This is a genomic window from Amycolatopsis sp. (assembly GCF_036008905.1).
In the GTDB taxonomy this organism is placed as follows: domain Bacteria; phylum Actinomycetota; class Actinomycetes; order Mycobacteriales; family Pseudonocardiaceae; genus Amycolatopsis.
The window spans coordinates 53,571-72,533 of sequence record NZ_DASYMU010000151.1; the positions used below are offsets into that span (position 1 = coordinate 53,571).

The following is an 18,963-nucleotide window of genomic DNA, read 5'->3' on the forward strand; positions in this document are numbered from 1 at the left end:
AAGGACTACTTGGGGTCGGGCTCGTCGCGGCGCTTGCGCTGCTGCTCGCCCAGTTTCCGCAGGAAGTCGGGGTCGTCGTCAGGCGCGATCTGCGGTGGGTGTGAGGCCACACCCACCCTTTCGGCGCCGAAAGCCCGCCACAACAGTACGGCGATGGTGAGACCACCAATCGCCGCGAGCAGGTAGATCATGCTCGCTCCTTTCCGTGTGCAGGCTGGCTTCGTTCACCCCGAGGTTAGCCCTTTTGTCGGTATTTGGGGCCAGGGGGCTCCGGCTTTCACCGAACGACTACGGGGCCGGAAGCATCGCGGCCGGTGAAAACCGGTCGTGCTGCTTCCGACCCCGTAGTGCGGTTGTGGACGTTTACGTCCGTGTGGGCTCGCTGGCGTCGGTCGTGAGCTCCGCAAGGAGCTCGTTGACCTCGGACTCGCGGAACCGGCGATGGCCGCCCGGTGTCCTGATCGAGCCGATTCGGCCTGCAGTCGCCCACCGGGTCACCGTCTTCGGGTCGACTCGGAACAACGCGGCGACCTCACCTGGGGTGAGAAGTCGCCCTCCCATGGTCGCGGTCACTTTCCGCCTCCTTCACGACTTCGCTGCTATACCGGAGGCAGCCAGGCCCTGTTGCCTGACCGCGTCGGGTAGCGAACTCTCACAATCGTTGCATCTCACCCGCCAGGTACTCGAACGGTTGTCTTAGAGTAAAGAGCCCTTAAAGGGCAAAGCCCCCGAAAACGGGCACCCAAACACCCAGTCCAACCACGCGGCCCCCGCCTCCAAACCCAGCCACGCGGGTCCTTAGTCCGTAAACCCAGTCACCACGACTCACGTCCGCCCAACGGGCGGGAGTCTTCACCGCGCCTGCCAATAAACACAGGCTTCTAGCCGTGCCTCTGTACCCAGCCACCAGCTTTGAGCCGGACAAGCCAGAGGCCAACCACAACCAGCGCAATCAACCCCATCCCGCACCCCAACCAGATCAGCCTTAGATTAACCACGTGGATCAGCTGGACAGAAAGATCATCGCCGCTCTCCGTGTCAACGGCCGCGCCTCCTACGCCGAACTCGGCCGTGTGGTGGGCCTCTCGGCGTCCTCGGTCCACGAGCGGGTGGGCAAACTCGAAACCAACGGGGTCATCACGGGCTATCACGCTGTGGTGAACGCCAGTGCCGTCGGCTTGGGGGTTACCGCGCTGGTCGGCATCCAGCCCACCGACACGGCCACGGACGAGGACGTTGCCGAGGCTTTAGGTGAGCTTGACGAAGTCGAGAGCTGCTACGCGGTCGCAGGTGACGAAGCGTTCGTAGTCAAGGTGCGCGTCGCCACAGTCGACGACCTGGAACGCTCCCTGGGACGACTCCGGCGCATCCCTGGCGTGGCCAGGACCCACACCACGGTTGTGCTCTCCACCAGGTTCGAAGGCCGCGCGAACAACGCGGGGCTGGGCGACGGGCTCCAGGGCGGCGCGTAACCTGCGTTGATGTGAGCTCTGAACGTTCTGGACACCTGGCCCGTGACTTGGTGATCTATGTGCTGGCACGGTTCGTCATCGTCGCCGCGGTCGTTGTGGTGCTGGTGCTCGTCAACGTCCCGCTGCTGGTCGCGCTCGCCGTGGGCCTGGTCGTGGGACTGCCGATCGGTCTTCTCGTGCTGCGGCCGCTGAACGTCCGCGTGACCGCCGGCCTGGCCGAGCGCAACAGGGGCAGGGCGACAGAGCGCGCGAAGCTGCGAGCTCAGCTGCGCGGCGATTTGTGAGCCGCCTGCACAGCCGTGCCTGGGTCCGCGAGGCCATCCGGCTTCTCGAAGCCGACGCCAACCGCAGCGCCGACACGCATCTCCACGTCTTCCCGCTGCCGCTCGACTGGGGCATCGACCTTTACCTGAAGGACGAGTCGGTCCACCCGACCGGCTCGCTCAAGCACCGGCTGGCCCGTTCGCTGCTGCTGTACGGCCTGGTCAACGGTCAAATCGGCGCGGACACCGTGCTCATCGAGGCGTCCAGCGGGTCCACCGCGGTCTCCGAGGCGTATTTCGCGCGCATGCTCGGGTTGAAGTTCGTCACGGTCGTGCCGCGCCGGACCAGTCCGGAGAAGATCGCGCTCATCGAGTTCTACGGCGGCACCTGCCACTTCGTCGACGCGCCGCCGGCGATGTACACCGAGGCCGAGCGGCTCGCGTCGGAGTGCAACGGGCATTACCTGGACCAGTTCACCTACGCCGAGCGGGCCACGGACTGGCGCGGGAACAACAACATCGCCGAGTCGGTCTACGCCCAGATGCGTGCCGAACGTCACCCGATCCCCACCTGGATCGTGGTCGGCGCGGGCACCGGCGGGACAAGCGCGACCTTCGGCCGGTACGTGCGCTACCGGCGGCACACCACGAAGGTCGCCGTCGTCGACCCGGAGAACTCGTCGTTCTACGGCGCTTGGCAAACCGGCGCGCTCGACTACGGGACGGGCATGTCGTCGCGGATCGAGGGGATCGGCCGTCCGCGCGTCGAGCCGTCGTTCGTGCCCGGGGTGATCGACGAGATGCTCCGGGTGCCCGACGCGGGCTCCCTGGCGGCCATCCGGCTGCTGCGCGAGCGGACCGGTCACTGGGCCGGCGGGTCGACCGGAACGAACCTCTACGGCGCTTTCCAGCTCATCGCGGGCATGCTCGAAGAAGGCCAGGCAGGCAGTGTCGTCACCCTGCTGTGCGACGGCGGCGAGCGCTACGCGAACACGTACTACAACGACTCGTGGCTCACGGAACAGAACCTCGACATCGAGCCGTACACGGCGAAGTTCGAGGAGTTCCTGACCAGCGGAAAGTTCACCCCGGAGATCCTCCCGGAGTGACATGAACGGACCGTTCCTAGCGAAAAACGCCAGGAACGGTCCGTTCATAGCGCTTTAGAGCGCGAGCCCCACACCCGTCAGCACGGCCCAGGCGAGCATGGCGAGACCGGTGTCGCGCAGCGCCGGGATGAGCTCACGGCCCACCTTGTTGCCCGCGACGGCCTTCACCGAGCTGATCAGCAGGGGCGCGCAGAGCAGGCCCCCCAGCAGGATCGGGTGCCAGATGCCGAGCAGCACGCTGATCACGAACGGGACGGTCACGAGCGCGAGGTAAAGCCGCCGCGTGCCGGTGTTGCCGAGCCGCGTCGCCAGGGTGCGCTTGCCGGATTCGATGTCGGTCGGGATGTCGCGCAGGTTGTTGGCCGTCAGCACACCGGTCGAGAAGCAGCCGACGGCGATCGCGCAGCCGAGCGCTTCCCAGCTGATGCGCCCCGCCTGGACGTAGACCGTGCCGAGCACGCTCGCGAGGCCGAAGAACACGAACACCGCGATCTCGCCGAAACCGTAGTAGCCGTAAGGCTTTTTGCCGCCGGTGTAGAACCACGCGCCGAGGATGCAGACCGCGCCCATCGCGAGCAGCCACCAGTAACCGCTCAGCGCCACCAGCAGCAGACCGAGAACCCCGGCGATCCCCAGCGACGTCAGCGCGGCCGCGAGAACGGCCTTGGGCTTCGCTGTGCCGGAACCGACGAGCCGCAGCGGGCCGACGCGATTTTCGTCGGTGCCGCGGATGCCGTCGGAGTAGTCGTTGGCGTAGTTCACGCCGATGATCAGGGCCAGCGCCACCAGCAGCGCCAGCAGGGAACGCCACCACAAAAACGCGTCGAGCGCGACCGCCGCGCCGACTCCGGCCAGCACCGGGGCCACGGCGTTGGGCAACGTCCGCGGGCGGGCCCCCTCGATCCACTCACTCACTGTCGCCATGGCGATCATTCTTATGGACCGCCCCGACGGCTCAGCAGGGGGACGGCGCGTAACCGATCTCGACGTGGGCGGCGGGCGCGTACTTGCCGGGCGCGAGGCGGTACCAGCTGTCCGAAGTGCCACGCGGGCCGTCGACGGTTTCGCCGGTCAGCTCGCACTCGATGCGGACCTGCGCGCCCTGTACGGCCATCCCGGCTTGGGCGGACGAGAGCTCGGGGCCGGTGCGGACGTTCAGGAGCTGGCCGTCCGTGCCGACCTTGCCCCAGGCGCCGGAGCCGCTCCACTGGAAGGTGACGTTGACGTAGGCGTTGCCGGTCAGCTGCAGGCCGTCCCAGAAGGCGCCGTCGGCGAGGTCGATCGCGGCGGGGTTGCGCACCTTGCGGCCGAACTGGTCGAGGCCGCTGTTGTAGCCCTCGGCGTAGGCGGCCTGCGCCTGCGCCTTGCCCTGCGGCAGGTCCGTCCACGACTGGCGGTCGGAGTTCCAGTAGTCGTCCTTGGTGTTCCACGGGCCGACGTCCCACACCGGTGCCCATTCGCACCGCGAACCGCTCAGCGTGCAGACCCGGGCGGTGTAGTCGCCGAAACCGGCCTTCGAGAGGCCCCGGCGCGACGGCAGCGCGACGAAGTGGTCTCGCGGGGTGATGACATGCCCGTTCGCGGTGGTCCCGCCGACGAGGCCTTCCCGGGTCGCGAAGACGGTGTAGGTGTTGCCTGCCTCTGAACTCAGGCTCCTGGCCGCCGCCGGGCGGTCGACGTTCCAGGCGGTGAGGTTGATCGAGCGGACGGTCGCGGTGGCGACGCCGACCGACCGGACCAGGCGCGTCTGCACCGAGCGCGTGCTTTCCGGCAGCACCGCGACGGTGTCCGGCGTGCTCTCGAGCCACTCCGACCAGGTGCCGTCGCTCCGCAGGCCGCGGACGTCGGCGGCGGCTTGGGTGCCGGCGGGGATCGTCGCGTCCAGCGTCACGTAGACGGTGTTGACCGCGGAAGGGAGTTCATGGACGTCGAACTCGATCGTCGACGTCAGGCCAGTGTCCGCGTCCGTCGGGGTGCCGATCGGCAGCGTGCCGAGGTCCGGGCTGATGGACCAGGTCAGCGTGCCGCTGTTGGGTATGGCGGGCGGGTCGGCCCAGGCAGCGGGGGCCAGGACGGACAGGCCGACGGTGATTGCGGCAAAAGCGATTCCCCTGCTCATCCAGCGTGACATGGGACGAGCCAAAGTCACCGTTGGTGATCTGTCAACCAACCACCACTGATCACTGGGAAATTTCCGACGTTAGTAGTAGGTATTTAACCTCTGCACGGTCGATTTTTCCTGGTCCCCGCAATGGCAACGCCGACGCGAACTCGATCCGCTTCGGCGTCGACGCCGTTCCCAGCTCTTCCCGCACCGCGGAACGCAAAGTTTCGATGTCCGGCGGTGTCGCTCCAGCAACTACCAACGCGACCACGGCCTCGCCCCACTGCGGATCCGGCAACCCCACGACACAGGCTTCTCGGACTCCGGATTGGCTGGTCAGCACCCGCTCGATCGGCGCCGCGGCCACCTTCACCCCGCCGGTGTTGATCATGTCGTCGATGCGCCCCAGCACCTCAAGTCGCCCGTCCGAGTGGAGCTGCCCCCGATCGGACGTCAGAAAGCGCCCGTCGACAAACGACTCCGCAGTCAACTCCGGCTGCAACCGGTACCCGTGCGCCAGCACACTCCCGGCCAACGCGATCCGCCCGTCCTCCCCAAGCTCGACCCGCACGCCGTCCAACGGAAAGCCGTCGTACACACACCCACTGGCCGTCTCGCTCATCCCGTAGGCGGGAACGATCGACACGCCAGCATCAGCGGCCCGCTCGCGCAGCGCCCCAGATGTCGCCGCCGCTCCCACGACAATCGCGTCAAACGCCTTCGCCGCCGCCAGCCCATCCCCACCGGCGTCCAGCAACCGGGTCAACTGCGTCGGTACCAATGCCGTGTAAAACGGCCCCTCGCCGGCTAGAACAGGCTTCGCCGCCTCCGCGAAATCCTCCGCTCGAAACCCACCCTCAGCCATCACCGCAGGCTCGGTCCCCGCCACCAGCGACCGCACCAGCACCTGTAACCCACCGATGTACTGCGCCGGCGTCGCCAGCAACCACCGCCCAGCCCCACCCAGCCGCCGATGTGTCGCCTCGGCGGACGCCACCAACGCCTCCGCCGACAACAACACCCCCTTCGGCGCACCTGTCGACCCAGAGGTGGCCACGATCACCGCCGTCCCAGGCTCGACCGGCTCGTCGGGCCGCATCGCCTCTCGCACCGCCTCTGAGTCCTCAGTCAGCGGCAACACCGCCGCCCCGCCCCCCAAGGCCTCATTGAGCGCCCGACTCAGCTCCCGAACGCCCTCAACCCCACCGTCCAGCCAAACCTCACGCATACCCAACCTCCAAAATTAGTCGCCGCACTCAGTCCGCTGGAGGTGAGTGGTTGGCCTCTGGCCTGTATGGCTCAAAGCTGGTGGTCTGCTCCAAAGGTGTGGCTAGAAGCCTGTGTTTATTGGCAGGCGCGCCATCAGGTTTGCGTGACCAGGGCGTGGCATGGGCGGGTCGCTTGCGACTGGTTCGGGGGCGCCCTGCTCCCGCAAACCTGGCCTTCGGCGAGCGCGCGCGGTGAAGACTCCCGCCCGTTGGGCGGACGTGAGTCGTGGTGACTGGCTTTACGGATCTAAAAGCCCGCGTTCCTGCCTTCACAGACGTGCCGCTCGCCCTCAAACAACCGTCCTCACCTTCAGTAGTAATCCGTCCCCACCATCAGTAGTAGTACGGGAAGTTTGTCCAGTCGGGATCCCGCTTCTCAAGAAAGGCGTCTCGTCCCTCGACGGCCTCGTCCTGCATGTACGCCAACCGCGTAGCTTCCCCGGCAAAGAGCTGCTGACCAGCCAACCCGTCATCCACCAGGTTGAACGCGTACTTCAGCATCCGCTGAGCCGTCGGTGACTTCCCGTTGACCGCCCAAGCCCACTCCAGCGCCTCGACCTCCAGCTCCGCATGCGGCACAGCAGCGTTGACCGCCCCCATAGCCTGCATCTGCTCAGCCGTATACGCCTTCCCGAGGAAGAAGATCTCCCGGGCGAACTTCTGCCCGACCTGCTTCGCCAGATACGCCGATCCGTACCCACCATCGAACGAACCAACGTCGGCATCGGTCTGCTTGAACCGCGCGGGCTCGGCCGAGGCCAGCGTGAGATCGCACACCACGTGCAGCGAGTGCCCACCGCCGGCGGCCCACCCCGGGACGACCGCGATGACCACCTTTGGCATGAATCTGATCAGGCGCTGGACCTCGAGAATGTGCAGCCGACCGGCCCGCGCGGGGTCCACCGTGTCCGAGGTCTCCCCGGCCGCGTACTGATAGCCCGTGCGTCCGCGAATACGCTGGTCACCACCGGAGCAAAATGCCCAGCCGCCGTCTTTCGGCGATGGGCCGTTTCCGGTGAGCAGGACGCACCCGACGTCCGAGCTCATCCGCGCGTGGTCGAGCGCGCGGTAGAGCTCGTCCACGGTGTGCGGCCGGAAGGCGTTGCGAACCTCCGGGCGGTCGAACGCGATACGAACGACCCGTTTGCCTGAACGCGTTTCAGTCGAACGGTGGTAGGTGATGTCGGTGAAGTCGAAACCATCGATCTCGGTCCACAAGGTCGGGTCGAACAGCTCGGAAACCTGGGCGTCATGCACGTTTGGGAGAATAGGCTGAATGAAAATGTCTGCTGAAGACGCATCTGAGGACGAACCTGGAGCTCGCCGGTGAACCCATCCACGGCCGAGGCCAGGGTCATCGTCGACGAACTCGTCCGCAACACCGTCTCGCACGTGGTGCTCTGCCCGGGTTCACGCAACGCCGCGCTTTCGCTGGCGCTTTACTCAGCCGCCTCCGAAGGCAAACTTCGCCTGCATGTCCGCGTCGACGAGCGCGGCGCCGCGTTCCTCGCGCTGGGGATGGCCGCGCGCACCGGACGTCCGGTCGCGGTGCTGTGCACCTCCGGGACGGCCGCCGCCAACTTCCACCCCGCGGTGCTCGAAGCCGACCGCGCCGGGGTTCCCCTGATCGTGATGACCGCCGACCGCCCGCCGGAGCTGCGGGCCGCGGGCGCCAATCAGGTGATCGACCAGCATCACCTGTACGGCGGTGCGGTCCGGTACTTCGACGAGTTCGCCGTCGCGGAGCGTCGCACGGGCCAGAACGCCTACTGGCGGAGCCAGATCTGCCGCGCCTGGAACGCCGCGTACGGCGAGTGGCGCTCCGGTCCGGTCCACCTGAACCTGCCGTTCCGTGAGCCGCTGGTGCCGGAGCTGGGCGAAGGCGCCGAGGACTGGTACGAGTCGCTCGAAGGCCGCCCCGGCGGCGCCCGCTGGACGGAGCTGCCCGACTTCGGCGCGCTGCCGTCGTTCGTGGTGCCGTCGGCGAGATGTGGCCTGGTCATCGCGTGCGACACGGGGATCAGGGCCGCCAGCGAGTGGGCCGAGCAGCACGGCTGGCCGGTGGTTTCCGAAACCGGGGGCATCGGGCTGTCCGGGTCGACGGCGATCTCGTCCGGCGCGTGGCTGCTGGGCATCGAGGAGTTCATCGCCACCCATAAGCCCGAGCAGGTGCTCTGCATCGGCCGTCCGACGGTGTTCCGCCAGGTCCAGGGCCTGATTTCGGATCCGGACATCGAGGTCCTGCTGGTCCGGCCCGATTCGGACTGGCCGGCTCCCGCGCACAACGTCCGGCAGGTCGGCCAGTGGTTCGACGAGCCGTCGAAGCCCGCCGATCCCGAGTGGCTCGCCAGCTGGCAGCGTGCCGACGCGTCCGCGAAGGCGGCGCTGACCGAGGCACTGGCCGAGGAACCGTGGCCGAGCGGGCTCCGGCTCGCCGCCGAGCTCGTCGAAGCCCTGCCGCCCGACTCACTGCTCGTCGTCGGCTCGTCCAACCCGACGCGGGACGTGGCGCTCGCCGGGGGACTGCGCCCGGACGTGATGGTGCACCGCAACCGCGGCGTCGCGGGGATCGACGGCACGGTGTCGACGGCCATCGGCGCGGCGACGGTCCACCGCGGCTACTCCTACGCCCTGATCGGCGACCTGACCTTCCTGCACGACGCGAACGGGCTCCTCACGGGTCCGGCCGAGCAGCGGCCGGACCTGACCATCGTGGTGCTCAACGACGACGGCGGCGGGATCTTCTCGCTGCTGGAGCAGGGCGCCCCCGAGCACGCCGAAAGCTTCGAGCGCGTCTTCGGCACCCCGCACGGCGCCGATCTGGGCGCGCTCTGTGCGGGCTACCGCGTGCCGCACCAGGTCGCCGGAACCCTCACCGAGTTCCGGGCAGCACTGCGTCCGGCACCGGGGCTGCGGGTTGTCGAGGTGCGAGTGGACCGTTCGCGGCATCGCGACCTGCACGCTCGTGTGCGGTCCGCGGTTTCGGTCGCGGTCAATTCCGCAGGTCAGCACGGTCAATAAGTTTTTTGGCGTATTCCCAGTAAGCAAGAACCTGCTTTTGGCTGTTCCTCGGGTGGAAATGACGGGCTACCTTCAGCGGCGTTCCGTTTCTCCCTGGGAGGCCATAGATGCGTTCACGTACTCGAGCAGGGCTGGGGGCGGTGGCCGGCGGCGTCGCCGTGGTCCTGCTTTCGGCGACAGCCAGTGCGGCACCCGGACCAGGTGCGCCCGGTGTCGGTGATCCCTACTACCCAGGCGCCGGAAACGGCGGCTACGACGTCGCGCACTACGACCTCCGGCTCACCTATCAGCCGGCCACCGACCTGCTTTCCGGCACCACGACCATTTCGGCGAAGACCACGCAGGAATTGTCCAGTTTCAACCTGGATTTCGGACTCAAGGTCAATTCCGTCCGCGTGAACAATGCGTCGGCGAAGTTCGCGAATGATCCGAAAGACCCCAGCGAGCTCGTCGTGACCCCGTCGAAGGCGCTCGCCAAGAACCAGGCGATCACCGTCGTCGTGAACTATGCCGACACCCCGTCGAAGGTCGTCATCGACGGCTTCACCGGCTGGAAGAAGACGCCCGACGGCGCGCTCGCCGTCGACGAGCCGCAGATCGCCGAGTGGTGGTTCCCGTCGAGCGACCACCCGACCGACAAGGCCACCTACGACGTGTCGGTCGAGGTGCCGGACAACGTCTCGGCGCTGTCCAACGGCACGCTGGTGCGCAAGACCAAGCAGCGCGCCGGCTGGACGCGCTGGAACTGGCGCAGCACGCAGCCACAGGCCACGTACCTGACCTCGCTCGAAGTGGGCGCCTTCGAGGTCAACCAGTCGACGACCCCGGACGGCAAACCGTTCATCACGGCGTACGACCCGGCACTGGGCGACTCGCTGGAGGCGGCCAAGGCCAGCGTCGAGCGCACGCCGGAGATCAACGAGTTCCTCGCGTCGAAGTTCGGGCCCTACCCGTTCGAGGCGCAGGGCGGCGTCGTGACGCCGGGCATTAACTTCTCGCTGGAAAACCAGACCCGCCCGGTCTACGGCGGCGGCAACTTCCGCTCCGGCTCGAACACCACGCTCATCGCGCACGAGAACGCCCACCAGTGGTTCGGTGACTCGGTCGCGCTGGGCAAGTGGAGCGATATCTGGCTGAACGAGGGCTTCGCGAGCTACGCCGAGTACCTGTGGTCCGAACACGAGGGCGAGGGCACGGTCGACGAACTGGCCGAGTACACCTACCAGTCCTACGCCGCGGACGACCCGTTCTGGCAGGTCCTGCCCGCCGACCCCGGTGCGGCCAACCAGTTCGACGGCGCGGTGTACGACCGTGGCGCGCTGACGCTGCAGGCGCTGCGCAAGGCCGTCGGCGACGACAAGTTCTTCGAGATCCTGAAGACCTGGGTGACCACGAAAAAGGGCGGCACAGGCGTCATCCCCGAGTTCATCGCGTTGTCGGAGAAGATCTCCGGCAAGCCGCTGCACGACCTGTTCCAGACCTGGCTGTACACCAAGGGCAAGCCCGCGGTGAGCCCGAACGGAGCCGCTCCGCAGGCGTTCAAGGCGCAGGCGCTGGTGCAGCCGAAGTCCTTCCCGCAGATCAAGGCGAACCACCAATCGCTCGCCGCGAACTCGGGCAGGTGAGGGAAGGCTCTATGCTCGCGGCGTGACGGCAAAAGGTGAGCGGGCGAGGCGCATCGGGTGGCGTGCCGCCCTCGGTGTCGCCTCGCTCATCACCGTTCTCTGCATCACCTTGCTGTTCGCCGCGATCCGTAACGACAACGCGATCGAAGGCCGGATGGGCACGGCCAACGCCCAGGTGGACTCGGTCTCGTTCGACCGCACGATCATCAACTACCAGACCCCCGACGGCATCGTGCACAGCCCGTCCAACGGCGTGCTCTACCCCGACGGCCTCGCCGCCGGTCAGCTCGTGCGGATCGAGTACGACATGAGCGACCCCGAACTCGCCAGGGTCGCCGGCCGCTCCGCCGCACTGACCGTGCTGCCGCTGGGCACCACGATCCTGTTCACCTGGCTGGTCATCGGCCCGCTGCTGTGGTGGATCCGGCGCCAGAACAAGCGCCTCGCCCCGCCCGCCGCGGTCCCGGAAAACGCCGACGCCCCCTGATCTCTTAGCGACCAAGAGATCGCCATCTGTCGACAGATGGCGACCCCCCGGTCACAGAACTACGCGGCGGTTTCCTGCCACCAGGAGAGGACTTCGTCGGCGACGCTGGGAGCGGCGACGAGCAGGCCGTCGACGGGCAGAGCGGTGCCTTCGCCCCGCCGGTCCAGGACCACCGCGCCGACCTCGATGGCCATCGCCACCGAACCGGCCACGTCCCACTCGTGATAGCTGTGCAGCACCGCGGCCGACGCGTGGCCGAGCGCGACCTGCGCGATCGACAGCGCGGCCGAGCCCAGCACCCGCACCCCGGCATGGGCCGCGGCGGCGCGTTCGATGAAGCCGCCCATGCCCGGCCACGGGCCGGTGCGGGTCAGTTCGGTGCAGACGATGGCGCCCGCGGTGCAGTCGCGGTCGATCAGCTTGATCTGCTTGCCGTTGGCGCGGGCACCGCGGCCGCGGGCGGCGGCGTAGATCTGCGCGCGGTACGGGTCGGCGACCACGCCCACGACCGGGCCGGACGCGTCGATCAGCGCGAGGCTGTAGGCGCACCACGGCACCCCGGCGACGTAGTTGGCCGTGCCGTCGACGGGGTCGACCACCCAGCGGTACTCGGCGACGTCGGCGCCGTGGTCGGCGCCGAACTCCTCCCCGACCACGGGGATGCCGGGGAACTCGGCGGCCAGCACGCGTCTGGTGTGCCGCTCGAGGATGCGGTCGGTGTCGGTGACCCAGTCGAACGGTGATTCCTTGGTGTCGGGATGGGCGCCGCGGCCGGTGGTCGCCATGATGACGTCGGTGGCGTCGTTGGCCAGTCGTCCGGCGACTTCGAGCGCTCTGGACACCAGCCCAGGTTCAACGGGCTGGGGGAGGCGCGAAGACAAGAGGGTCACGCCGACCTAGTCTGGCCACGGCGGGTGTCCGCAACGCAACACTGAGATGACATGTCGCCGTCGGCTGCGCGCGGCCGAAGTGTTCCGGCATCGTTGGCCCGGTCGTTACGCGAGCTTCGCCGGTTCCTCGGGCCCTGGTGAGAGGCTTGTGACGTGCGAGTCGCCATTGTCACCGAAAGTTTCCTGCCCCAGGTGAACGGCGTGACCAACTCCGTTCTGCGCGTGGTGGAGCACCTGCGCGACCGTGCGCACGAGGTGCTGATCATCGCGCCCGGCCCCGGCCAGTCCGAGTACCGCGGCGCGCCCGTGGTGCGGATCCCTGCCCTCGACTTCCCCGGCGTCAACTCCTTGCCGATCGGCGTGCCGACCAGGACCGTGCTCACCGCGATGGCCAAGTTCGGCCCGGACGTCGTGCACCTCGCGTCGCCGTTCGTCGTCGGTGCCCGCGGGCTGGCCGCCGCGCGCCGCCTCAGAGTCCCGTCGATCGCGGTCTACCAGACCGACATCGCCGGTTTCGCCTCCGCGTACGGCTTCGGCCTGGCGACCCGCGCGGCCTGGCGCTGGGTGCGGCGGCTGCATTCACGGGCCGATCGAACGCTCGCGCCATCGAGCGACGCCGTCGACCAGCTGCGTCTGCACGGCGTGCCTCGGGTGCACCGGTGGGCGCGGGGTGTCGACATCGAGCGGTTCTCGCCCACCCACGCTGATCCCGAGCTGCGCGCTCAGCTGGCGCCGAACGGCGAGCTGCTGGTCGGTTTCGTCGGCAGGCTCGCACCCGAAAAGGAGGTCGACCGGCTGACGGCGCTGGCGGGGGTGCCCGGGATCCGCGTGGTCGTCGTCGGCGACGGGCCGGAACTGGCCGGACTCCGCGAGCGCATCCCCGGTGCGGCCTTCCTCGGTGCCCGCTACGGCGACGAGCTCTCCGCGGCCTACGCGAGCCTCGACGTCTTCGTGCACACCGGCCCGCACGAGACTTTCTGCCAGGCGGTCCAGGAGGCGATGGCCTCCGGGCTGCCGGTGCTGGCGCCGGACGCGGGCGGTCCCAAGGACCTGGTGTTACCCGGCCGCACCGGGTACCTGCTTTCCGCCGATCGGGCCGCGTTCGCGACCGAGCTGGTCGACAAGGTCAACGACCTGCGGGACGCCGCGTTACGCGCGCGGCTGGGGGAGAAGGCTCGCAAGGTCGTGCTCGGGCGGACCTGGCCGGCGGTCTGCGACGAGCTGATGGGCCATTACGAAGCCGTGACCGGGCGAGTCGCGAAAGCCGCCTGATGCACATCGTCCAGTTGGCGAACTTCTACGGACCTCGCTCAGGTGGACTGCGGACGGCGCTGCACCACCTCGGCGCCGGGTATGTCGCAAGTGGACACCAGGTGACGCTCGTGGTGCCCGGACGACGTTATGCCGACGAACTCTTGCCCAGTGGTGTCCGCCGGTTTTCCCTTCCCGCCCCCCAGATTCCGGGGACCGGCGGCTATCGTGCGGTGGACCCGCATCGCGTGCGCGCGGTGTTGCGCAAGCTCGAACCGGACCGCCTTGAGGTCTCGGATCGGTTGACGCTAAGGGGAATGGGCACCTGGGCGCGCCGCAACGGCGTGCCCAGCGTGGTGATTTCCCATGAGCGCCTGGACAGACTGCTCGAGCAGTTCCTGTTCCCCGGCCCGGTCGCGCGCCGTTTCGCCGACGTCGCCAACCGCCGGATGGCCGGCAGCTACGACACCGTGGTCTGCACGACTTCCTTCGCCAGGGCCGAATTCGACCGTATCGCGGCACCGAACGTCCAGCGCGTCCCGCTCGGTGTCGACCTGGCCACCTTCGCGCCGCGCAACCGCGACGACGGCTGGCGGCACACCCTCGCCGGGGACGCCGACGCGCTGATCGTCCACTGTGGACGCCTCTCCACGGAGAAACACGTGGAGCGCAGTGTCGACACGGTCGCCGAGTTGACCGATTCCGGTGCCAGGGTGCGGCTCGTCGTCGCAGGTGACGGCCCGCGCCGGCGGGCGCTGGAACGCCGGGCGCGCGGGCTGCCGGTGACGTTCCTCGGCTTTCTCTCCAGTCGTGACGACGTCGCCCGCCTGCTCGCGACAGCGGACGTCTCGCTGGCGCCCGGCCCGCACGAGACGTTCGGCCTCGCCGCATTGGAGGCCCTCGCCTCGGGGACGCCGGTGGTCGTGTCGGCGTCGTCCGCGCTGCGGGAGATCGTCGGACCCGGCTGCGGGGAGGCCGTCGACGATCACGCGCCCGCTTTCGCGACGGCTGTCACCGGCCTGCTGGAACGCCCCGAAGACACGCGCCGGGCGGCCGCCAGAGCCCGCGCGGAGCAGTTCGCCTGGCCCGCGAGCGTCCGCGGCATGCTCGCCGCACTGGGCTGATCAGCCCCGGGATCCCCCGCACCGTCGCCCACCACCACCCTCAACGGACAGGCTGCGCCTGGCTGTTTAGCCCACACCGTCGCCCACCACCACCCTCAACGGACAGGCTGCGCCTGGCTGTTTACTGTCATGCCATGTCCCGAGCGAGCCTCGACAAGGATCCACACGAAGTCGCCGCCATGTTCGACGGCGTCGCGTCCGGCTACGACCGGGCGAACTCGTTCATGACGTTCGGGTTCGACCGGCGCTGGCGCAACACCACAGCGCGCGTGCTGGACGCGAAGCCCGGCGAGAAGGTCCTCGACCTCGCCGCGGGCACCGGCGTGTCCACCACCGAGTACACCCGCACGGGAGCCTGGGCCATCGCGGCCGACTTCTCCCTGGGCATGCTCAAGGCCGGCCTGCACCGCAAGGTCCCGATGGTCGCCGCAGACGCGCTGCACCTGCCGTTCGCCGACGAAAGCTTCGACGTCGCGACGGTCACCCTCGGCATCCGCAACTTCGTGGACACCAAGGTCGCGCTGACCGAGATCGCCCGGGTGGTCCGCCCCGGCGGCAGGCTCGTGATCTGTGAGGTCTCGACGCCGACGTTCCCGCCGATCCGGTTCGTTTACCGCAGGTTCATCCTGCGCGCGATGACGTGGATCGGCCGTCGCTCGTCGACCAACCCGGACGCCTACGCCTACCTCGCCGAGTCGATGCTCACCTGGCCGGATCAGCGTGCCTTCGGCGAGATCATCTCCAGCGCCGGCTGGACGGAGGTCGAATGGATGAACCTCACCTTCGGCGTCGTCGCCATCCATCGCGCCACCAAACCCGAAGCGGAATGACCGGACTGTCACCTGCGTCTCGCGCAGCCGACGTCCGGATGATCGCCCGTCTAGACTCGCGCCCATGACAACGTCGAGCCGCCGCGGTACTGACCACGACGCCGAAGTGATCGTCGTCGGCGCCGGGCCCGCGGGCTCGACGGTCGCCACTTACCTGGCGCGCGCCGGCATCGATGTGCTGCTGCTGGAGAAGACCGCCTTCCCGCGCGAGAAGGTCTGTGGTGACGGCTTGACCCCGCGAGGTGTCAAGCAGCTGATCGACCTCGGCATCGACACGAGCGAAGAAGCCGGGTGGGTGCGCAGCCGGGGGCTGCGGATCCTGACGAGCGAGCTCACCCTCGAGTTCGACTGGCCGGACCTCACCAGCTACCCGCCGTACGGCGTTTCCCGCACCCGTCACGATTTCGACGACATTCTGGCGAAGCTGGCCGTCAAGGCGGGCGCCCGGTTGCAGGAGCGCACCACGGTCACCGGTGCCATCACTGACGAGCGCACGGGCCGGGTCATCGGCGTCGAAGCCAAAACCGGCCCGGACAAAACCCCGGTCAGCTACCGCGCGCCGCTCGTGCTGGCTTGCGACGGCGTGTCCGCGCGGCTCGCGCTGAGCGTCGGTATCGAAAAGTCCGACAAGCGCCCGATGGGTGTCGCGGTGCGCCGGTACTACAAGAGCCCGCGCCACGACGACCCGTTCATCGAGGGCCACCTCGAACTGTGGGACAAGACCGACCCGCGTAACCCCAAGCTGCTCCCCGGCTACGGCTGGGCGTTCCCGCTCGGCGACGGCACGGTCAACGTCGGTCTCGGCATGCTGTCGACGTCGAAGGCCTTCCGCAGCACCGACTACCGCGCCCTGCTGCGCCAGTGGCTCGACGGGACCCCAGAGGAGTGGGGCTACCGCGAGGAGAACGCGATCGGCAAGGTCGGCGGCGCCGGGCTGCCGATGGGCTTCAACCGCACCCCGCACTACCGCAACGGTTTGCTCCTGCTCGGCGACGCCGGCGGCATGGTCAGCCCGTTCAACGGTGAGGGCATCTCGGCCGCGATGGAGTCCGCGCAGGTCGCGGCCGAAGCCGTCATCCAGGCGCTCGCACGGCCGGAAGGCCCGTCACGTGAACGTGCACTGGAGGGTTACCCTTTGGCCGTCGCCGAGCTCATGGGCGGCTACTACCGGCTCGGCAACGTGTTCGCGAAGATCATCGGCAAGCCGAAGATCATGCGCGCCGCCACGAAGTACGGCCTGCGCGTCAACAGCCTGCTTCCGTTGGTCTATAAGGGTCTTTCCGGCTGCTACGACGCCAAAGGCGGGGACGGCGTCGACCGTCTCATCGCCGCGCTGGCCCGAGCCACGCCGTCTCCCAGATAGCCCTTCACACGTGTGATAGGTCACAGCGCCGCCCGGTTTGTCCGGGCGGCGCTGTCGATCTTCGCCGCCTTCGCGCAGGTCGCCGGCCTGCGACGCCGTACGGCTGTCCTGTTGCGCCACGGGAAGTTAGGTAACCCTTATACCACGGGGTGTGGGGACAAGAATGTGAGTCGCGTCCTACACTCACCCCATGCTTTGTGAATCGCTTCACAACTTCGGGCGGTCGCTTGTGAACTTTTTCACAAGCGGGCGCCCGCTGGCTGCGTACTGCCCGTAAGGGTGCCCTAACACTCGGCGGTGTGACCTAGCTCCCTTAGGGTGCCGCCGAGGCAGAAAATCAAGCCCAACTCGAACCGCAGCGGCGCGGAAAGGATGGCGAAAACCGTGCTGATGTTGCCGGTGTCGATGCAAGAGCGCATCGAACAGGTGGCGCAGGCTTCCGAGCCTGGTCTCCAGATGTACCTCCCACTGGTGCTGTTATTCGTGCTGGCCCTGGGATTCGCGGTGCTTTCGGTGCTGCTCGGGCCGCTCGTCGGGCCGAGCCGGTACAACAAGGCGAAGCTTTCGGCCTACGAATGCGGGATCGAACCTTCACCACAACCGGTCGTCGGTGGTGGCCGCATGCCGGTCGCCTACTACATCACCGCGATGCTGTTCATCCTGTTCGACATCGAGATGGTCTTCCTCTACCCGTTCGCGGTTTCGGCGGATGTGCTCGGCATGTTCGGCCTGGTGGAGATCGTCCTGTTCATCGCGACGGTCGGCTTCGCGTACGCCTATGTCTGGCGTCGCGGCGGGCTGGACTGGAACTAGGGGTTAAAGATGGGTCTCGAAGAGAAGCTGCCGAACGGCATCCTGCTGGCCAGCCTGGAAGGGCTGGTCAACTGGGCGCGTAAGAACTCACTCTGGCCTGCCACGTTCGGCCTCGCCTGCTGCGCCATCGAGATGATGACCACCGGTGGTTCGCGCTACGACATCGCCCGCTTCGGCATGGAGCGCTTCAGCGCCACCCCGCGCCAGGCGGACCTGATGATCGTCGCCGGCCGGGTCACGCAGAAGATGGCGCCGGTCCTGCGCCAGATCTACGACCAGATGGCCGAGCCGCGCTGGGTGCTCGCGATGGGTGTCTGCGCCTCCTCGGGCGGGATGTTCAACAACTACGCCGTAGTGCAGGGCGTCGACCACATCGTCCCGGTCGACATGTACCTCCCCGGTTGCCCGCCGCGCCCCGAAATGCTGCTCGACGCGATCCTCAAGCTGCACGCCAAGATCCAGGACGAGCCGATCAACGCCCGCCGGGCCGCGATCCGCGAGGCCAGTGGCGCCCGGACCGAGCTGATCGCGTCCTCCATCAAGTACGCGAAGAAGTGATGGGCGATGCCTGAGACCCCCGAAACTCCAGAAACCCCCGAGCCCGGCGGCGCGCAGTCCAGCGCCGAGCGCCCCGGCGACGCCGCGGGTGGTGACGCACTCGAGCCCACCGGTGCGCGCCCGGCGGCTGCCGAGCCCGTTGTCACCGGCTCGAAGCGCCAGGGCATGTTCGGTGTCCACGGCACCGGCGACACCTCCGGCTACGGCGGCGTGCGCCTCCCGGCGTTCGCCCCGGCCCCGGCCGAGCGGCCCTACGGTGGCTGGTTCGACGAGTTCGCCGACGAGTTCTACGCGGCGCTGTCGGACAACGGCGTCCCGCCGGAGTCCATCCTCCAGACCACGGTCGACCGCGGCGAGATCACGTTCTACGTCGCCCGCGAGCAGATCCTCAACATCTGCCGCGTCCTGCGTGACGACGCCGGTCTGCGCTTCGAGCTCCTCAGCTCGGTCTCCGGCGTGGATTACGGCGTCGACGTGCCGCAGCGGCTGCACTCGGTGTACCACCTGACGTCGATGACCTACCGGCGCCGGATCCGCCTCGAGGTCACCCTCGACGTCGAGGACGCGCATCTGCCGTCCGTGGTGGAGGTGTACCCGACCGCCGACTGGCAGGAACGGGAAGCCTGGGACATGTTCGGGATCATCTACGACGGTCACCCCGCGCTCACCCGCATCCTCATGCCGGACGACTGGGACGGCCACCCCCAGCGCAAGGACTACCCGCTCGGCGGGATCCCGGTCGAATACAAGGGCGCGGAGATCCCGCCGCCGGACCAGCGGAGGTC

20 protein-coding genes are annotated in these 18,963 nt (G+C 68.2%); 13 read left to right on the plus strand and 7 right to left on the minus strand.

All coding sequences use genetic code 11. The annotated features are described in order from the left end of the window. Window positions 1-5 precede the first annotated feature (5 nt). Together VGP60_RS26635 and VGP60_RS26640 are read right to left on the minus strand one after the other, a co-directional pair. On the minus strand, window positions 6-191 hold the full coding sequence (locus tag VGP60_RS26635; RefSeq protein ID WP_327550841.1) for a hypothetical protein: 186 nt from the start codon (window positions 189-191) through the stop codon (window positions 6-8). Between the two features lie 172 nt (window positions 192-363). Next, a complete protein-coding gene (locus tag VGP60_RS26640; RefSeq protein ID WP_414640413.1) occupies window positions 364-573 on the minus strand; it encodes a BldC family transcriptional regulator in 210 nt (69 codons plus the stop codon). Between the two features lie 425 nt (window positions 574-998). Between VGP60_RS26640 and VGP60_RS26645 the strand changes: the two genes are divergently transcribed. The 3 genes from VGP60_RS26645 to VGP60_RS26655 are packed head-to-tail and all read left to right on the plus strand — an operon-like array spanning window position 999 to window position 2,844. After that, window positions 999-1,472, plus strand: coding sequence for an Lrp/AsnC family transcriptional regulator (locus VGP60_RS26645; protein WP_327550842.1), 474 nt, complete (start codon window positions 999-1,001; stop codon window positions 1,470-1,472). A gap of 11 nt (window positions 1,473-1,483) precedes the next feature. Next, entirely contained in the window at window positions 1,484-1,756 is a 273-nt protein-coding gene (locus VGP60_RS26650) for a DUF4229 domain-containing protein (protein ID WP_327550843.1), read from the plus strand. Beyond that, on the plus strand, window positions 1,753-2,844 hold the full coding sequence (locus VGP60_RS26655; RefSeq protein ID WP_327550844.1) for a PLP-dependent cysteine synthase family protein: 1,092 nt from the start codon (window positions 1,753-1,755) through the stop codon (window positions 2,842-2,844). Before VGP60_RS26650 ends, VGP60_RS26655 begins: the two co-directional genes overlap by 4 nt. 54 nt (window positions 2,845-2,898) lie before the next feature. Here the strand turns inward: VGP60_RS26655 and VGP60_RS26660 are convergent, their stop codons facing one another. The 4 genes from VGP60_RS26660 to VGP60_RS26675 form a co-directional block, all read right to left on the minus strand. Further along, complete coding sequence (locus VGP60_RS26660; protein WP_327550845.1) at window positions 2,899-3,768, minus strand: 1,4-dihydroxy-2-naphthoate polyprenyltransferase; 870 nt, start codon at window positions 3,766-3,768, stop codon at window positions 2,899-2,901. Window positions 3,769-3,799: 31 nt separating this feature from the next. Further along, window positions 3,800-4,963 (minus strand): hypothetical protein, encoded by a 1,164-nt coding sequence (locus tag VGP60_RS26665; protein ID WP_327550846.1) that lies wholly within the window; start codon window positions 4,961-4,963, stop codon window positions 3,800-3,802. A gap of 61 nt (window positions 4,964-5,024) precedes the next feature. Further along, window positions 5,025-6,176 carry an o-succinylbenzoate--CoA ligase gene (gene menE, locus VGP60_RS26670; RefSeq protein WP_327550847.1) on the minus strand — a complete coding sequence of 384 codons (1,152 nt, stop codon included), beginning with the start codon at window positions 6,174-6,176 and terminating at the stop codon, window positions 5,025-5,027. Between the two features lie 373 nt (window positions 6,177-6,549). Further along, entirely contained in the window at window positions 6,550-7,473 is a 924-nt protein-coding gene (locus VGP60_RS26675) for a 1,4-dihydroxy-2-naphthoyl-CoA synthase (protein ID WP_327550848.1), read from the minus strand. Window positions 7,474-7,542: 69 nt separating this feature from the next. Between VGP60_RS26675 and menD the strand changes: the two genes are divergently transcribed. The 3 genes from menD to VGP60_RS26690 all read left to right on the plus strand — a co-directional run bounded on the left by menD (window position 7,543) and on the right by VGP60_RS26690 (window position 11,349). Further along, entirely contained in the window at window positions 7,543-9,237 is a 1,695-nt protein-coding gene (gene menD, locus VGP60_RS26680) for a 2-succinyl-5-enolpyruvyl-6-hydroxy-3-cyclohexene-1-carboxylic-acid synthase (protein WP_327550849.1), read from the plus strand. Window positions 9,238-9,344: 107 nt separating this feature from the next. After that, complete coding sequence (locus VGP60_RS26685) at window positions 9,345-10,862, plus strand: M1 family metallopeptidase (RefSeq protein ID WP_327550850.1); 1,518 nt, start codon at window positions 9,345-9,347, stop codon at window positions 10,860-10,862. Between the two features lie 22 nt (window positions 10,863-10,884). Continuing rightward, window positions 10,885-11,349: a DUF3592 domain-containing protein gene (locus VGP60_RS26690; RefSeq protein WP_327550851.1), complete on the plus strand. Its 465-nt coding sequence runs from the start codon at window positions 10,885-10,887 to the stop codon at window positions 11,347-11,349. 59 nt (window positions 11,350-11,408) lie between these two features. Here VGP60_RS26690 and VGP60_RS26695 read toward each other — a convergent pair whose 3' ends face one another. Beyond that, a complete protein-coding gene (locus tag VGP60_RS26695; protein ID WP_327550852.1) occupies window positions 11,409-12,239 on the minus strand; it encodes an inositol monophosphatase in 831 nt (276 codons plus the stop codon). A gap of 153 nt (window positions 12,240-12,392) precedes the next feature. Between VGP60_RS26695 and VGP60_RS26700 the strand changes: the two genes are divergently transcribed. The 7 genes from VGP60_RS26700 to VGP60_RS26730 form a co-directional block, all read left to right on the plus strand. Beyond that, window positions 12,393-13,511, plus strand: coding sequence for a glycosyltransferase family 1 protein (locus VGP60_RS26700; RefSeq protein ID WP_327550853.1), 1,119 nt, complete (start codon window positions 12,393-12,395; stop codon window positions 13,509-13,511). Further along, the gene (locus VGP60_RS26705; protein ID WP_327550854.1) at window positions 13,511-14,614 is read left to right on the plus strand and encodes a glycosyltransferase; all 1,104 of its coding nucleotides are present in this window, start codon (window positions 13,511-13,513) and stop codon (window positions 14,612-14,614) included. Before VGP60_RS26700 ends, VGP60_RS26705 begins: the two co-directional genes overlap by 1 nt. Before the next feature lie 134 nt (window positions 14,615-14,748). Next, window positions 14,749-15,444 (plus strand): demethylmenaquinone methyltransferase, encoded by a 696-nt coding sequence (locus VGP60_RS26710; RefSeq protein ID WP_327550855.1) that lies wholly within the window; start codon window positions 14,749-14,751, stop codon window positions 15,442-15,444. 64 nt (window positions 15,445-15,508) lie between these two features. After that, complete coding sequence (locus VGP60_RS26715; RefSeq protein ID WP_327550856.1) at window positions 15,509-16,807, plus strand: geranylgeranyl reductase family protein; 1,299 nt, start codon at window positions 15,509-15,511, stop codon at window positions 16,805-16,807. 390 nt (window positions 16,808-17,197) lie between these two features. Beyond that, complete coding sequence (locus VGP60_RS26720; RefSeq protein ID WP_414640415.1) at window positions 17,198-17,620, plus strand: NADH-quinone oxidoreductase subunit A; 423 nt, start codon at window positions 17,198-17,200, stop codon at window positions 17,618-17,620. 9 nt (window positions 17,621-17,629) lie between these two features. After that, window positions 17,630-18,178: an NADH-quinone oxidoreductase subunit B family protein gene (locus VGP60_RS26725; protein ID WP_327550857.1), complete on the plus strand. Its 549-nt coding sequence runs from the start codon at window positions 17,630-17,632 to the stop codon at window positions 18,176-18,178. A gap of 6 nt (window positions 18,179-18,184) precedes the next feature. Further along, window positions 18,185-18,963, plus strand: a 779-nt coding sequence (locus VGP60_RS26730) for an NADH-quinone oxidoreductase subunit C (RefSeq protein ID WP_327550858.1), incomplete at its 3' end; no start/stop codon positions are given.

Bases quoted from the DNA above. Each gene is read 5' to 3' on its own strand.
- VGP60_RS26660 (WP_327550845.1), bottom strand. From the start codon at position 3,768: ATGGCGACAGTGAGTGAGTGGATCGAGGGGGCCCGCCCGCGGACGTTG.
- VGP60_RS26685 (WP_327550850.1), top strand. From the start codon at position 9,345: ATGCGTTCACGTACTCGAGCAGGGCTGGGGGCGGTGGCCGGCGGCGTC.
- VGP60_RS26725 (WP_327550857.1), top strand. From the start codon at position 17,630: ATGGGTCTCGAAGAGAAGCTGCCGAACGGCATCCTGCTGGCCAGCCTG.
- VGP60_RS26665 (WP_327550846.1), bottom strand. From the start codon at position 4,963: ATGAGCAGGGGAATCGCTTTTGCCGCAATCACCGTCGGCCTGTCCGTC.
- VGP60_RS26705 (WP_327550854.1), top strand. From the start codon at position 13,511: ATGCACATCGTCCAGTTGGCGAACTTCTACGGACCTCGCTCAGGTGGA.
- menE (WP_327550847.1), bottom strand. From the start codon at position 6,176: ATGCGTGAGGTTTGGCTGGACGGTGGGGTTGAGGGCGTTCGGGAGCTG.
- VGP60_RS26720 (WP_414640415.1), top strand. From the start codon at position 17,198: ATGTTGCCGGTGTCGATGCAAGAGCGCATCGAACAGGTGGCGCAGGCT.
- VGP60_RS26710 (WP_327550855.1), top strand. From the start codon at position 14,749: ATGTCCCGAGCGAGCCTCGACAAGGATCCACACGAAGTCGCCGCCATG.
- VGP60_RS26715 (WP_327550856.1), top strand. From the start codon at position 15,509: ATGACAACGTCGAGCCGCCGCGGTACTGACCACGACGCCGAAGTGATC.
- VGP60_RS26635 (WP_327550841.1), bottom strand. From the start codon at position 191: ATGATCTACCTGCTCGCGGCGATTGGTGGTCTCACCATCGCCGTACTG.